This is a genomic window from Variovorax sp. 10N420 (assembly GCF_056394705.1).
Map to the genome: position 1 here is coordinate 26,407 of NZ_JBFTIJ010000019.1, position 14,908 is coordinate 41,314.

The following is a 14,908-nucleotide window of genomic DNA, read 5'->3' on the forward strand; positions in this document are numbered from 1 at the left end:
GGGAGCTCCTTGGCATTCGTTGTACGAATGAATATAGTCACCGGCAATACCTCTGTCATACGGTCATTCGGAACTCGTTGCATGCGTCTGGAGAATGCGAAACCACTGTCGGCCGCCGCTGACCTGCCGCCCCTCGAATTGCTCAGGAGCTTCGAGGCGGCGGCGCGCACGCTGAGCTTCACGCAAGCAGCGGGCGAGTTGTTCCTCACGCAGTCGGCCGTCAGCCGACAGATCCAGCAACTCGAAAGCAGCCTCGGCGTGATGCTTTTCGAGCGTCGCCATCGGGCGCTGGCCCTGACCGAGTCGGGCCACGTCTTCCAGCGTGCGGTGGTCGAGAGCCTGGAAAGGCTGCGGGATGCCGCAGCGAGAGTGCGCGAGGTGTCGGTGCTGCGCCAGGTGGCGCTCACCACCACGCCGGGCTTTGCGTCTCTGTGGCTCATTCCGCGTCTCGCGCGCTTCACGGCCGACCATCCACTGGTCGACGTGCGGGTGTCAGCCACGCTCGACGTGCTGGATCTGGAGCGCAGCCGCCTGGACGTCGCTGTGCGCTTCGTCCCGGTCGGGCGCGGCACCGGCCCGACGCTTTTTGAGGAGTCTGTCATGCCCGTGTGTGCGCCGCGCATTGCGGCAGCATTGCGTGCGCCTGGCGATCTCATCGCGCAGACCCTGCTCACCGTCGACCTGCCCAACCATGCCGAGGCGCCCACGGCAGACTGGGAACCCTGGCTCGAAGTGATGGGCCTCACCGATCTGCGCATGAAAAACGCCATGCGCTTCACGCAATACGCCGACGCAGTGGCCGCCGCCGTTGCCGGACAAGGCGTCGTGATCGGCCGCCTCCCATTGCTTCGCGAACTGGTGCGGACGGGGCAGCTGGTAGCCCCTTTCGGCGAGAGTGCCGCGTCGCGCCGGGGCTATTTCATCGAGACTTCGCGCCGAGCGGCTGCCAATCCCGATGCGCAGGACTTTGTACGTTGGCTGCGGGCGGAAGCCGAAGCCGCGCAACGAAGCTGAAGGCCCCGGGGCATTAAAGTCGGGGGCAACGCACCTCCGACGTGCACCGATTCCGTAGACAAGAAATTCCGATGACCTCGACGACCGAAAACGCCCCCGCGCCCACCGCTGCCAAGAGGGGCGGCCGCGAACGGCAGAACACCAACCCCAAGGGATCCCAGCGTCCGCGCAAAGTCAACCCGGTGCTCGAAAAGCTCTTCGAGCTGTATCCAAAGATGTTCGGCGCGCGCTTCCTGCCGCTCAAGCTCGGCGTGTACCAGGATCTGCTGACCCTGCATCCGGACGAGTTCAAGAAGGAAGACCTCAAGATCGCGCTCGGCCTGCACGCACGTTCCACGCGCTATCTGGAGGCGGTAGCCGCCGGCGAGAAGCGGCACGACCTCAACGGCGTGCCGGTGGAGCCCGTTGCCCCGGAGCACGTGCACCACGCGATCCTCGAAGTCTTCAAGCGCCGGCAGGCGCGCACCGAAGAAGACCTGCGCCCCAAGCTGCGCGCCCGCCTGATCGATGCCATCGAATCGTCGGGCCTGACGCGCGAGGAATACATGCTGGTCGTCCGCTCCAACGACGAAACATCGAACGCGGTGCTCGACGAAGCGTTTGCCGAAGTCGGCGCACGAACAGCCAAGCGCGAAGCCCTGCTCCGCGCTTTCGAGGCCAGTGGCCGCACGGTCGCCGAGTTCGCCGAAATGTACGGCATGGATCCGGCCGAGGTCGACCGGACCCTGGCGCGCGCGCGGGCTGGTCGGCCAGCCTGATCAGGCTGCGGCGGCTTTCACCTTCAGGCGCCATGCGTGCAGCAGCGGCTCGGTGTAGCCGCTGGGCTGCTCGATGCCCTTGAACACCAGATCCTGCGCCGCCTTGTAGGCAAACGAGGTGTCGAAGTTGCCGGCCATGTTCTTGTAGAAGGGATCGCCGGCGTTCTGCTGGTCGACCACCGCGGCCATGCGCTGGAAGGTGGCGTCGACCTGCTCGCGCGTCACCACGCCGTGCAGCAGCCAGTTGGCGATGTGCTGGCTTGAAATGCGCAGCGTGGCGCGGTCTTCCATCAGCCCGACGTTGTGGATGTCTGGCACCTTGGAGCAGCCTACGCCCTGATCGATCCAGCGCACGACATAGCCCAGGATGCCCTGCACGTTGTTGTCGAGCTCCTGCTGACGCTCGGCGTCGGTCCAGTTCACCGACGGGGCGACCGGCACCTTCAGCAGGTCATTGAGGATGTTGTCGCGCTCGGCATTAGCGTCGCTCTGTTCCAACTGCTTCTGCACGTCGGCAACGTTGACCTGGTGGTAGTGCAGCGCATGCAGCGTCGCAGCCGTCGGCGAGGGCACCCAGGCGGTGTTGGCGCCGGCCTTGGGATGGCCGATCTTCTGCTCGAGCATCGCGGCCATCAAGTCAGGCATGGCCCACATGCCCTTGCCGATCTGCGCCTTGCCGCGCAGACCGCAGGACAGGCCCACCAGCACGTTGTTCTTTTCGTAAGCCTGGATCCACGGCGTGGATTTCATGTCGCCCTTGCGCAGCATCGGGCCCGCCTGCATGGCCGTATGCATCTCGTCGCCTGTGCGATCGAGGAAGCCGGTGTTGATGAAGGCCACCCGCGAGGCCGCTTCGGCGATGCACGCCTTGAGATTCACGCTGGTGCGGCGCTCCTCGTCCATGATGCCGAGCTTGACCGTGTTGGCCGGCAGGCCGAGCAGTTCTTCGACGCGGCCGAACAACGCGCTCGCGAAAGCCACTTCGGCGGGGCCGTGCATCTTCGGCTTGACGATATAGACGCTGCCCGCGCGCGAATTGCCCTTGCGCTTGAGGTCGACGGTGGCGATGGTCGTGGTGATCACCGCGTCCATGATCCCTTCCGGGATCTCCTTGTCGCCCGCGTACAGGATGGCCGAGTTGGTCATCAGGTGGCCGACATTGCGCACGAACATCAGCGAGCGGCCGTGCAACTTGACCGGCTTGCCGTCGGCGCCCGTGTATTCGCGATCGGGATTGAGGCCGCGCGTGAAGGTCTTTCCGCCCTTGGCAACCTCTTCGGTCAGCGTGCCCTGCAGGATGCCGAGCCAGTTCGAATAGGCGAGCACCTTGTCCTGGGCGTCGACCACGGCGACCGAGTCCTCGAGGTCGAGGATGGTCGAGAGCGCGGCTTCGAGCACCACATCGCTGACACCCGCGGCATCGCTCTTGCCGATGGGCGTGCTGCGATCGATCTGGATGTCCAGGTGAATGCCGTTGTGCTTGAGCAGCACCGAAGTCGGCGCGGCCGCATCGCCCTGGTAGCCGATGAACTGCGACGGGTCCTTGAGGCCGGTGCTGCTGCTCTGCAGCGCGATCACCAGCTTGCCGTGCTCGACCTTGTAGCCGGTTGCGTTCTTGTGCGAGCCGTTTTCGAGCGGCACTGCCTGGTCGAGCACGTTGCGCGCGAATTCGATGACCTTCGCGCCGCGCGTCGGGTTGTAGCCCTTGCCCTTCTCGGCACCACCCGTTTCGGGAATGGCATCGGTGCCGTAGAGCGCGTCGTACAGCGAACCCCAGCGAGCATTTGCCGCGTTGAGCGCATACCGCGCATTCAAAATCGGCACCACGAGCTGCGGGCCGGCCTGCAGCGCGAGTTCGGCGTCGACGTTGGTCGTCGTCGCCTTCACGTCCTTCGGTTGCGGCAGCAGGTAGCCGATCGATTCGAGGAAAGCGCGATAGGCGGGCATGTCCGTGATCGGGCCGGGATGCGCCTTGTGCCACTTGTCCATTTCAGCTTGCAGGCGATCGCGCTCGGCCAGCAGCGCCAGGTTCTTGGGCGCGAATTCGCTGACGATGGCGTCGAAGCCCTTCCAGAAGACGTCGCTCGCCACGCCGGTGGCGGGCAGGACCTTTTCTTCGATGAAGCGATGAAGTTCACTGGCGACCTGAAGGCCGTGGACGTTGGTGCGGGCGGTCATGTTCGTTTCTCCTTGGATGCAGGTGCAGCCGGTGACTTTATTCGATACCTGGTTAGCGAGTAATGACGAAAATCGAGTTTTATCAATGACCAAAATGGAGGTAATCGCCGCAGCGCTGCGACGATCCGGCCTTTGAGAAGTGTCAAACTTCCCATTCATGGAGACAAGAAACGTGACAGTGCCCGATGTGCTCATCAGCGAGGTAGGCCCGCGCGACGGCCTGCAGTCGGTCAAGGCGACCATGCCGACGGCCGACAAGCTGCGCTGGATCGACGCGCTCTATGACGCCGGCTTGCGCGAGATCGAAGTGGCCTCCTTCGTGCCCGCGCGCCTTTTGCCGCAGATGGCCGACGCCGGCGAGGTGGTCCGGCACGCCATCACCTTGCCGGGACTGACGGTGATGGCCCTGGTGCCCAACCGCAGGGGCGCCGAAGCCGAGATCGCTGCCGGGGTGCACAAGCTGACGATGCCTGTTTCGGCCAGCGCCGCGCATTCGCTTGCGAACGTGCGCAAGACGCGCGAGGAGATGGTCGAGGAGGTTCGCGCCATCGCGGACCTGCGCCGCCAGATCGCGCCGCACGTCAAGCTCGAAGCCGGCATATCCACCGCCTTCGGCTGCACGCTGCAGGGCAACGTGCCCGAGGACGAGGTCATCCGCCTCGCGCTCCAGTGCGTCGCCGCGGGCGCCGACGAGTCCGGCCTCTCGGACACCGTGGGTTACGCCAATCCGGCGCAGGTGAGGCGCTTGTTTCGACGATTGCGTGCGGAGCTTGGCGACAAGGCCGGCGCCGCTCACATGCACAACACGCGGGGCCTGGGTCTCGCCAATTGCCTCGCCGCCTACGAAGAGGGCGTTCGCACGTTCGACGCATCGCTCGGAGGCCTCGGCGGATGTCCGTACGCGCCGGGCGCATCGGGTAACGTCGTGACCGAAGACCTCGTCTTCATGTTCGAGGCCATGGGCGTGCGCACCGGCATCGACATCGACAAACTCATCGCGGCGCGCGCGCCGCTCATCGCCGGCCTGCCGGGCGAACCGGTCTACGGCATGACGCCCGAGGCAGGTCTGCCCAAGGGATTCGCGCAACGAAAGCAACGAAAGCAAGGAATGCAAGGAATGCAAGGAACCGCTCATGACTGAATCCACCCCGCTGCCCTACGCCGGCATCCGCGTCGTCGAGTTCACCCACATGGTGATGGGGCCGACTTGCGGAATGCTGCTTGGCGACCTGGGCGCCGAGGTCATCAAGGTCGAGCCGGTCGAGGGCGACAACACGCGGCGGCTGCTGGGCTCCGGCGCGGGCTTCTTTCCGACCTTCAATCGCAACAAGAAGAGCATCGCGCTCGACCTCAAGAAGCCGGAAGGGGTGGAAGCCGCCCTGCGTCTCATCGCGACGGCCGATATCGTCAGCGAGAACTTCAAGCCCGGCACGATGAAGAAGCTGGGGCTGGACTACGAGAGCGTTCGCAAGCTCAACCCGCGCCTCATCTACGTGAGCCACAAGGGCTTCCTGCCCGGCCCGTACGACCATCGGACTGCCCTGGACGAAGTCGTGCAGATGATGGGCGGGCTCGCCTACATGACGGGCCGTTCGGGTGACCCGCTGCGTGCCGGCACGAGCGTGAACGACATCATGGGCGGCATGTTCGGCGCCATCGGCGCGATGGCGGCCTTGCGTCAGCGAGAGCGCACCGGCGAAGGCTCCGAAGTGCAGTCGGCATTGTTCGAGAACAACATCTTCCTCGTCGCGCAGCACATGATGCAGTTCGCCGCCACGGGCAAGGCCGCCGACCCGATGCCGAGCCGCATCTCTGCCTGGGGCGTGTACGACGTCTTCACCGTGAAGGACGGCGAGCAGATCTTTCTCGCGGCAGTGAGCGACAAGCAATGGGCGATCTTCTGCAAGGCCTTCGGGCTCGACGAGATGCTGGCCGATCCGCGCCTGAAGACCAACAACGACCGCGTGCTGGCGCGTGAATGGATGATGCCGATCCTGCGCTCGCACCTGGCCAATCACAGCGCGGCCGAGCTGAGCGCCGTGTTCGAGAAGAACGAACTGCCCTTTGCGCCGATCACGAAGCCGCAAGAGCTCTTCGACGATCCGCACCTCAACGCAACCGGCGGCCTCGCGCCGGTCCGCATGAACGACGGCAGCGAGTCGAAGGTGCCGCTGATGCCCTTCACGCTAGGCGGCGAACGTCCGGGAATTCGCCTGCAGCCCCCGCTGCTCGGCGAGCACACGAGCGCGTTGCTCAAGGAAGTGGGTTACAGCGACGCGCAGATCGCCGGGCTCAAGGCGCAGAACATCGCCGCCGGAGACTGAACCGTCAGGCGAGGTCTTTATTCGATGTCTTCATGGAGACAAAGGATGTTGCCTTCAGGGTCCTCGAACCACGCCGCCTTTTCGGAACCGAGCACGCAGACATGCTCGACTGTCTTGAGCCCCGGCAGGTCGTAGTCGGCAAAGCGAACGCCGCGCTCCTTCAGTGCGGCGACGGATTCGCCGATGTGGGTCACCCGAAAGCTCAACGCGGTGTGCTCGGCCTTGGTGCCCTCTGGCTTCGGAAAAAGTGCCAGTTCAGTCCCGCCGCACAGGTAGATGAACTTGCCGTCGGGTTTCGCGCCGAGCGGCTCCAGGCCTAGAGCGTCTTCGTAAAAACGTCGCGCCCGAGCGAGGTCCTTCACGGGCAGCATGCAAGTGACGTGGCTGGAGGCAAGTGGGCTCATGGTGAACGCTCCGCACAGTTCTCGACCCTCGTTGTAGGCCCTTCGCGCCGGCTTCGCCATGCGAAAGAAGGCCTAGGCCCATCGGTCGATGCTTTCTCACCGGGAGCCGGGGACCAGCAGAGTCAGCGCCAACCCTGCAAGCGCGCAGATGCCGAGCAGCGGCATCACGCCGAGCTTGAGCCGGAAGAGTGCAACGAGCGCCAAGGCTGCAATCACGGCCGAGGACACATCGAAGCTCCCGCCAAAGCCTCTGGGCCAAAACACGTGGTACGCGAAGAACAGCGCCAGATTCAGGATCACGCCCACCACCGCCGCTGTGATCGCCGACAGCGGTGCGGTAAAGCCGAGCTTTCCATGGGTGGCCTCGACCAGCGGCCCGCCGACGAGGATGAAGATGAACGACGGAAGAAAGGTAAAGAAGGTCACCACGGTCGCGGCCAACGCGCCGCCCAGGAACACAGCATCCGGGCCCAGCACGCGATGCGTCCAACCGCCCACGAATCCGACGAACGCCACCACCATGATCAGAGGTCCGGGCGTTGTTTCGCCCAGCGCGAGCCCGTCGATCATCTGCGTCCCGGAGAGCCAGTGATGCTGTTCGACTGCGCCCTGGTAGACGTAGGGCAGCACGGCGTAGGCACCTCCGAAGGTCAGCAGGGCCGCCTTGGTGAAGAACCATGCCAGCTGAGTGAGCGTCGCTTGCACGCCCTGTGCGGCGATGAGTGCGCCCATCGCCGCGAGCCAAAGTCCGATGCCCGCAGTCAGCAGCCTTGCCAGGTGGCGGCGCGAGAACCGCGCATGCGCAGGCGGCGGCGTGTCGTCGTCGATCAGCGCGCGGCCATAGCTCTTCTGTTCGCTCCCATGGCCGCCGCCGAGCGCAAACACCCCCGGCGCCCGGCGTGCGCCGAAGTGGCCGATCAACCCGGCCGCGGCGACGATGGCCGGGAAAGGTGTGTCGAAGACAAAGATCGCGATGAAAGCCGCCGCTGCGATGCCCCACATCCACGCGTTCTTCAGCGCCCGGGTACCGATGCGGTGCGCAGCATGAAGAACGATGGCTGTCACCGCCGGCTTGATCCCGTAGAAGATGCCCGCCACGATCGGCACGTTGCCGAATCGAAGGTAGATCCACGACAGCCCGATCAGGATAAACAGCGACGGCAGGACGAACAGGGCGCCAGCGACGATGCCGCCCCAGGTGCGATGCATCAGCCAGCCGATGTACGTCGCCAATTGCTGGGCCTCGGGGCCGGGAAGCAGCATGCAGTAGTTGAGCGCATGCAGAAAGCGCTTCTCGCTGATCCAGCGCCTGCGCTCCACCAACTCGGTGTGCATGATGGCTATTTGCCCGGCCGGTCCGCCAAAGCTGATGAATCCGAGCTTGAGCCAGAACCTGAAAGCCTCCGCGAAGCTGACGGGGGCTGGCGCATCGCGCGTCGAGGGAAGAGGCTGCATGCGCCGAGCCTAAGCGACATAGCTGACGGCAAGGCATTGAAGGCATCATTGGCGCCTGCCATGGACCGACTCAAGCAACTCGAATCCTTCGTCTCGATCGCAACGCGCGGAAGCCTCACGGCAGCGGCCAAGGCGGAGGGGGTCGCGCCAGCCATCATCGGTCGCCGCCTCGATGCGCTCGAAGAGCGCCTGGGCGTGAAGCTGCTGGTGCGCACCACTCGGCGCATCTCGCTCACTCACGAGGGGAGCGCCTTCCTGGAAGACTGCCAGCGCCTGCTGGTCGAACTCGCGAACGCGGAGGCCAGCGTCAGTGCGGGCGGCGTGAAGGCCAGCGGCCATCTGCGGGTGACTGCGCCTGCGGGCTTCGGGCGGCGGCACGTGGCGCCGCTGGTGCCGCGATTTCATGAACTGCATCCGGAAGTGACCATCTCGCTGAACCTGAGCGACCGCGTGGTCGACATGGCCGGGGAGAGCTTCGACTGTGCGGTGCGCGTCGGCGATCTCCCCGATTCATCGCTGGTCAGCCTGCGCCTTGCCGACAATCGTCGCCGCTGCGTCGCGACGCCAGAATTCGTGCGCCGGCATGGCGCGCCTCGCCATCCTGGCGAACTGGTGCGCTTTGCGTGCCTCAGCCTGTCGAGCGACGCATCGCAGACTCGCGGGTGGGCGTTTCGCGTACCGACCGACGGCGGGGAGCACGAGGTGATCCACCTCAAGCCAACCGGGCCGCTCGATTGCTCCGACGGTCAGGTACTTCATGACTGGTGCCTGGCCGGCCACGGCATTGCGTGGCGCAGCACCTGGGAAGTCGAGGCGGAAATAGATGCTGGACTGCTCGTGCCGCTGCTCGACGAATATGCCGCTCCGCCGAATGGCATCTATGCGGTCTTTCCGCAGCGCAAGCATCTGCCGTTGCGGGTTCGGCTCTGGCTCGATTTTTTGAAGGCGCAATATGCGCGGCCGGAGTTCTGGGGCGGCACAATCGCACCGCCGTCGACAACCGAGGAACCCCACCGATGACGCTTGAAGCGATCCTTGCATACCTGCATCTCCTGGCCATTCTCACGATGGTCGTTTTCATCGCGAGCGAGGCTGCGCTCTGCCGCGTGGAGTGGCTCAACGCCGCTGTCGTGGAGCGACTCGCCAAGGTCGACATGATCTATGGCATTGCCGCCATCAGCGTGCTCGCCACCGGCGTCGCGCGCACCTTGTGGGGCATCAAGGGCACCGCGTGGTACTGGACCAATCCGCTCCTGCACGTGAAGCTCGCGCTCTTCATCATCGTGGGCGCAATCTCCATCTTCCCGACCCTCACCTACTTCCGCTGGCGCAAAACCCTGCGCTCCAGCGGCTCGCTACCCGCAGAGGCCGACATCCGCAAGACTCGCAAACTCGTGATGATCCAGGCGCACATCATCGCCGTCATCCCCCTCGTCGCAGTCTTCTTCGCCCGCGGCTTCGCCGCAAGATCCTAGGCTCGCACAGGCCGTCCGCCGCTGAGCCCAATCCGTGGAACACCGCGGAACCGGCTTCGCCGGGCCGCCGGTGTTGCCCCCAGCAGGGGGGTGGAGAGCGACACGAAGTGCGCGAGCCTGGGGGGTTAAGTGTTTTCACACTTTTTCATGAAGCTGTTCTTGGCCGCCCCAGCCAGCGCCTTGCCATTCTTGTCGATCGCCTTCGCCGCGCAACTCGACTCCACGGCTGCCTTCGCGTCTTTTTGGCACTTCTTGACGAAACTCGTCTTGGCGGCGCCGTTCAGCTTCTTGTCCGCAGCCTGAGCATCACAAGTGGATTGCGCATGCGCGGCGCCGAAGGACAGCGATGCGCCCAGAGCCAGCAGGGAAAGGAGTTTTTTCATGGTGTTTGGAATCCTTGACGACAGGTTGTGACTGGTTCCCCCACCCCGGGGCTGTCCACTCTAACGGGCGACCTTCACGGTTGGATGACCTTCATTGACGAACGTGACGTATCCCGGTTTTGCCCCCGGTAAAATCCCGCGATGCTATTGGTCAAACAGGAGCTGCTCGCGGCGCTCGCGAACACGCTCGAATCCCTCTCGCCCGGCGCCGGCAACAAAGCCGCGTTCGAGTCACCCAAGGTCGCCGCACATGGCGATTTCGCCAGCACAGCCGCCATGCAGCTCGCCAAGCCGCTCCAGCGCAAGCCGCGCGAGCTGGCCGAAGAACTCAGCGCCGCATTGCTGGCGACGCCGGCCTTCACCCAGTGGGTGGAGTCGATCGAAATCGCCGGCCCTGGTTTCCTCAACATCCGCCTCAAGACGGCCGCCAAGCAACAGGTGGTGCGCGAAGTACTGAATTCGGGCGATGCTTTCGGTAGCCAGCCCGCTGGTGGAGAACGCGTCCTCGTCGAATTCGTTTCGGCAAACCCGACCGGCCCTCTGCATGTGGGCCATGGGCGCCAGGCCGCACTGGGGGACGCCATCTGCAACCTGCTTGCAACGCAGGGCCAGAGCGTCTATCGCGAGTTCTATTACAACGATGCCGGCGTGCAGATCCAGACGCTTGCGACCAGCACGCAATTGCGCGCCAAGGGGCTCAAGCCGGGCGAACCGGGATGGCCCGAGCAGGCCTACAACGGCGAATACATCGCCGATATCGCCGAGGATTTCAAGGCGAAGAAAACGGTCCGCTCGGACGACCGCGAATACACCGCCAGCGGCGACGTCGAAGACATCGACTCGATCCGCCAGTTTGCCGTTGCCTACCTGCGCCATGAACAGGACTTGGACCTGAAGGCTTTCCAGGTGAAGTTCGACAACTACTACCTGGAGTCCAGCCTCTACACGAGCGGGCGCGTCGAGGCGACGGTAAAGAAGCTCATCGAAGCCGGCAAGACCTACGAGCAGGACGGCGCGTTGTGGCTCAAGTCGACCGACTACGGCGACGACAAGGACCGCGTCATGCGCAAGGGCGACGGCACCTACACCTACTTCGTGCCCGACGTGGCCTATCACATCGCCAAGTGGGAGCGCGGCTTCCACAAGGTCGTCAACATCCAGGGCACCGACCACCACGGCACGATCGCGCGCGTGCGCGCCGGCCTGCAAGCAGCGGGCGTCGGTATCCCGGCCGGCTACCCGGACTACGTCCTGCACACCATGGTGCGCGTGATGCGGGGCGGCGAAGAGGTCAAGATCAGCAAACGGGCGGGCAGCTACGTCACGCTGCGCGACCTGATCGAATGGACCAGCACCGACGCCGTGCGCTTCTTCCTTCTGAGCCGCAAGCCCGATACCGAATACACCTTCGACATCGATCTCGCGCTGGCGCAGAACAACGACAACCCCGTCTACTACGTGCAGTACGCGCATGCGCGCATCTGCTCGGTGCTGGCGGGCTGGGGCGGTGACGTCGGCACACTGAACGACGTCGACCTCTCGCCGTTGCAGAGCGCTGCCTCGCAGGCGCTGCTGCTGCAGATCGCCAAATATCCAACCATGCTCACGGCAGCGGCCAAGGATTTTGCGCCGCACGACGTGACCTTCTATCTGCGCGAACTGGCCGCGACCTATCACAGCTATTACGACGCCGAGCGCATTCTGGTCGACGAAGAGCCCGTGAAGCTGGCGCGCCTGGCCCTCGTCGCCGCGACCGCACAGGTGCTGCACAATGGCCTCGCTGTTCTCGGCGTGAGCGCGCCGAGGAAGATGTGATTTGACTTCCACCATGAATAAAAGACAAAGCGGCAATATCGTCATCGGCCTGATCATCGGCCTCGTGCTCGGGCTCGGTGTGGCGCTGGGCATCGCGGTCTATGTGACCAAGGTGCCGATTCCGTTCATGACGAAAACCCAGCGCAGCGGCCCCGAGCAGGACGAGGCCGAGGCGCGCAAGAACCGCGATTGGGATCCGAATGCGCCGCTGGCAGGCAAGTCGGCGCCGGCCGCCCGTCCACCGGCCGCGCCAGCCAATGCCGCCGCGACGCCATCCCAGCCGGCCACCGTCGGCCCGTTGAATCCGCCGAGCTCGGCGCCCGTTCCCGTGGTGGTGGCGCCGGCAACGCCGGCGCGTCCCCCGCGCACCGCACCCGTGCCAGCCGAGGCGAATGCAACGCCGTCCAGCGACCCCCTCGGTGATCTGGCCCGCGCCCGATCGGGCATCGGGGCATCGAGCACCACTGCGAGCGCTAGCGCGAATTCGTCGGGCGCCAGCGCCGATCCCTTTGTCTATTTCGTCCAGGCCGGCGCCTACCGCACGCCGGAAGATGCCGAAGCCCAACGCGCCAAACTGTCGCTGATGGGTGTCGAGGCCCGCGTGACCGAGCGCGAGCAAGCGGGGCGCACCGTTTACCGTGTGCGTGCGGGTCCATTCAACAAGAAAGACGACGCCGATCGGCTCAAGGAGCGGCTGGACAGCGGCGGTCTCGAGTCCGCCCTGGTTCGCGTCCAACGTTGAGCTTTGCCAACCTTCACTTCGCGCTCCGGGAACTCCACCCGGAGGCCGGGCTCTTTCAGCCGCATAGGAGAATTCATATATGAAACGTCGTGACTTTTCGCTGGCCGCAGCTTCGCTGGGTCTTCTTCCGCTGGCCGCACCTTCGCACGCTCAGCAGCAACCTCCCAAAGCTGGCAAGGACTACATTGTCCTGGGCAAGCCTGCGCCGGTCGACACGCCGGCTGGCAAGGTCGAAGTGATCGAATTCTTCTCGTACAACTGCCCGCATTGCGCAGCGTTCGAGCCCCAACTGGAAGCATGGGCCAAGAAGCTGCCCGCGAACGTTGCTTTCAAGCGCGTGCCCGTGCCTTTCGTCGGCAACGACACCGAAGCCAAGCAGCGCCTGTACTACACGCTGGAAGCCATGGGCAAGGTGGACGAATTCCAGCCGGTGCTCTTCGATGCCATCCACAAGCAGCGGCAGCCGATCTTCGGCGATGCGGCCATCCTCGCTTGGGCAGAAAAGCAGCAAGGCCTGGATGCCAAGAAGTTCGCCGAACTGTTCAAGTCTTTCTCGGTGGTCGGCAAAGCCAAGCGCGCCGCCCAACTCACGAACGACTATCAGGTGGCCGGAGTACCCGCATTCGGCGTGGCCGGGCGCTGGTATGTTGACGGTGAAACAGCCGGTTCGATGGAGCGCGCACTGCAGGTCGTGGATTCGCTGGTTGCCGAAGCCCGCAAGGGCTGACAAGGTCGGGCCGGCCCGACTTCCTTCCCCCGAAAGGCCCGCTTTGGCGGGCTTTTTCGCTAGGCCTGCACGGCCGCGCCAACCCGGGGGCATACAATCACAGAGCAAGTTTCGTGCCTCTATGCAATCCCCCCTTACCTTCATCCCTATTCGTCGTTCAGGTCGCGCGCTGTTGCTGGCGCTGGTCTTCACCGGCATCGCATCGTTTGCGCAAGCCGAGCAGGCCGACCGCGCCAAGCCCATGAACATCGAGGCCGACTCGATGCGCTATGACGATCTCAAGCAGACCAGCGTGTTCACAGGCAACGTGGTGGTCACCAAGGGCACTATCCTCATCCGCGGCGACCGCATCGACGTCCGCCAGGACCCGGAAGGCTACCAATATGGCGTGGTCACCGGCGCACCAGGAAAACTTGCGTACTACAAGCAAAAGCGCGATGCCGGTACGGACGAGTGGATCGAAGGCCAGGGCGAAACCATCGAATACGACAGCCGCGCCGACAACGTGAAGTTCATCCGCCAGGCCGTCATGCGCCGGCTGATCGGCGCGACCGTCAACGACGAAAGCAGCGGCCCGATGATCGTCTACGACCAGAGCAACGACACGTTCACCGTCAACGGATCATCCGTGCCTCCGAATGCCGGCGTGGCCACTCAGCCCGGCGGACGCGTCCGAGCCATCCTGACGCCCAAGGCCGCCGCGGCCCCAGCGCCTGCCGCTGGCGGCAAGCCGGCGCCCGCCGCGGCCGCCAAGCCCGCCGAGGGCAGGGGCCTGCGGTCCACCACCATCTTGGGCGGAGAGGCAAAGAAGTGATCGAGACCGCTGGCATGAGCACGGGCGCTGATATGGCGGGAAGCCGCCTGGAGGCGCGCGGCCTGCAAAAAAGCTACGGCAGCCGTACTGTCGTCAAGGACGTCTCGCTGGGCGTGCAAAAGGGCGAAGTCGTCGGCTTGCTTGGCCCCAACGGCGCCGGCAAGACGACGTCTTTCTACATGATCGTCGGCCTCGTTCGCGCAGATGCCGGCGAGATCACCATCGACGGCGAGCCCATCGCCCACATGCCCATCCACCGCCGCGCGCGCATGGGGCTCAGCTACCTGCCGCAGGAAGCATCGATCTTTCGCAAGCTCACGGTCGAGGAAAACGTCCGGGCCGTGCTCGAACTGCAGTACGAGCCCGATTCCCAGGGGCGGCTGGCGCCCCTGAGTAAGCAACGCATCGAGGAGCACCTGGCCGAACTGCTGGCCGATCTGCGCGTCGACCATCTGCGCGATTCGCCTGCGCTGGCCCTGTCCGGCGGTGAGCGCCGTCGCGTCGAGATCGCCCGCGCCCTGGCCACGCAGCCGCGCTTCATCCTGCTCGACGAACCGTTCGCGGGGATCGACCCCATCGCCGTGATCGAGATCCAGCGGATCATCAGTTTCCTGAAAGAGCGTGGCATCGGTGTGCTGATCACCGACCACAACGTCCGTGAAACGCTGGGCATCTGCGATCACGCTTTCATCATCAGCGATGGGCACGTGCTCGCCCAAGGCACGCCCTCGGAAATCGTCGACAACGCCGAGGTGCGGCGCGTCTACCTCGGTGAGCATTTCAGGATGTGACCATGTTGCTCCCCCTCTGGCTACGCAC

At 64.7% G+C, this 14,908-nt stretch carries 15 protein-coding genes; 11 read left to right on the top strand and 4 right to left on the bottom strand.

The genetic code is table 11. The features are described from left to right. The first annotated feature begins 81 nt into the window (after positions 1-81). Positions 82-1,014, top strand: a complete 933-nt coding sequence (locus AC1DEK_RS28065; RefSeq protein ID WP_478128601.1) for a LysR substrate-binding domain-containing protein — start codon at positions 82-84, stop codon at positions 1,012-1,014. Between the two features lie 71 nt (positions 1,015-1,085). Continuing rightward, a complete protein-coding gene (locus AC1DEK_RS28070; RefSeq protein WP_478128602.1) occupies positions 1,086-1,772 on the top strand; it encodes a ProQ/FINO family protein in 687 nt (228 codons plus the stop codon). On the opposite strand, the gene AC1DEK_RS28075 is transcribed toward AC1DEK_RS28070, so the two are convergent. Further along, positions 1,773-3,950 (bottom strand): malate synthase G, encoded by a 2,178-nt coding sequence (locus tag AC1DEK_RS28075; RefSeq protein WP_478128603.1) that lies wholly within the window; start codon positions 3,948-3,950, stop codon positions 1,773-1,775. It abuts the gene before it with no gap. Between the two features lie 172 nt (positions 3,951-4,122). Between AC1DEK_RS28075 and AC1DEK_RS28080 the strand changes: the two genes are divergently transcribed. Both AC1DEK_RS28080 and AC1DEK_RS28085 read left to right on the top strand, forming a co-directional pair. After that, entirely contained in the window at positions 4,123-5,091 is a 969-nt protein-coding gene (locus tag AC1DEK_RS28080) for a hydroxymethylglutaryl-CoA lyase (RefSeq protein ID WP_478128604.1), read from the top strand. Continuing rightward, a complete protein-coding gene (locus AC1DEK_RS28085; protein WP_478128605.1) occupies positions 5,084-6,274 on the top strand; it encodes a CaiB/BaiF CoA transferase family protein in 1,191 nt (396 codons plus the stop codon). The genes AC1DEK_RS28080 and AC1DEK_RS28085 overlap by 8 nt, the downstream gene beginning before the upstream one ends. 17 nt (positions 6,275-6,291) lie before the next feature. On the opposite strand, the gene AC1DEK_RS28090 is transcribed toward AC1DEK_RS28085, so the two are convergent. Together AC1DEK_RS28090 and chrA are read right to left on the bottom strand one after the other, a co-directional pair. Continuing rightward, positions 6,292-6,678 (bottom strand): VOC family protein, encoded by a 387-nt coding sequence (locus AC1DEK_RS28090; protein WP_478128606.1) that lies wholly within the window; start codon positions 6,676-6,678, stop codon positions 6,292-6,294. A 96-nt stretch (positions 6,679-6,774) separates the two neighbouring features. Further along, entirely contained in the window at positions 6,775-8,133 is a 1,359-nt protein-coding gene (chrA, locus tag AC1DEK_RS28095) for a chromate efflux transporter (protein ID WP_478128607.1), read from the bottom strand. Positions 8,134-8,193: 60 nt separating this feature from the next. Between chrA and AC1DEK_RS28100 the strand changes: the two genes are divergently transcribed. Together AC1DEK_RS28100 and AC1DEK_RS28105 are read left to right on the top strand one after the other, a co-directional pair. After that, complete coding sequence (locus tag AC1DEK_RS28100) at positions 8,194-9,153, top strand: LysR family transcriptional regulator (protein WP_478128608.1); 960 nt, start codon at positions 8,194-8,196, stop codon at positions 9,151-9,153. Then, positions 9,150-9,608: a DUF2214 family protein gene (locus AC1DEK_RS28105; RefSeq protein ID WP_478128609.1), complete on the top strand. Its 459-nt coding sequence runs from the start codon at positions 9,150-9,152 to the stop codon at positions 9,606-9,608. Before AC1DEK_RS28100 ends, AC1DEK_RS28105 begins: the two co-directional genes overlap by 4 nt. A 125-nt stretch (positions 9,609-9,733) precedes the next feature. Here the strand turns inward: AC1DEK_RS28105 and AC1DEK_RS28110 are convergent, their stop codons facing one another. Next, positions 9,734-9,991 (bottom strand): hypothetical protein, encoded by a 258-nt coding sequence (locus tag AC1DEK_RS28110; RefSeq protein ID WP_478128610.1) that lies wholly within the window; start codon positions 9,989-9,991, stop codon positions 9,734-9,736. Between the two features lie 141 nt (positions 9,992-10,132). Here AC1DEK_RS28110 and argS point away from each other — a divergent pair, with 141 nt between their 5' ends. The 5 genes from argS (at position 10,133) to lptB (ending at position 14,880) form a co-directional block, all read left to right on the top strand. Then, positions 10,133-11,806 carry an arginine--tRNA ligase gene (gene argS, locus AC1DEK_RS28115; protein ID WP_478128611.1) on the top strand — a complete coding sequence of 558 codons (1,674 nt, stop codon included), beginning with the start codon at positions 10,133-10,135 and terminating at the stop codon, positions 11,804-11,806. 13 nt (positions 11,807-11,819) lie between these two features. Further along, positions 11,820-12,548 (top strand): SPOR domain-containing protein, encoded by a 729-nt coding sequence (locus tag AC1DEK_RS28120; protein WP_478128612.1) that lies wholly within the window; start codon positions 11,820-11,822, stop codon positions 12,546-12,548. Between the two features lie 79 nt (positions 12,549-12,627). Next, complete coding sequence (locus AC1DEK_RS28125; protein WP_478128613.1) at positions 12,628-13,275, top strand: thiol:disulfide interchange protein DsbA/DsbL; 648 nt, start codon at positions 12,628-12,630, stop codon at positions 13,273-13,275. A gap of 121 nt (positions 13,276-13,396) precedes the next feature. Further along, positions 13,397-14,089 carry a lipopolysaccharide transport periplasmic protein LptA gene (lptA, locus tag AC1DEK_RS28130; protein WP_478128614.1) on the top strand — a complete coding sequence of 231 codons (693 nt, stop codon included), beginning with the start codon at positions 13,397-13,399 and terminating at the stop codon, positions 14,087-14,089. A gap of 14 nt (positions 14,090-14,103) precedes the next feature. Then, positions 14,104-14,880 carry an LPS export ABC transporter ATP-binding protein gene (lptB, locus tag AC1DEK_RS28135; RefSeq protein WP_478128615.1) on the top strand — a complete coding sequence of 259 codons (777 nt, stop codon included), beginning with the start codon at positions 14,104-14,106 and terminating at the stop codon, positions 14,878-14,880. The last annotated feature ends 28 nt before the right edge of the window (positions 14,881-14,908 follow it).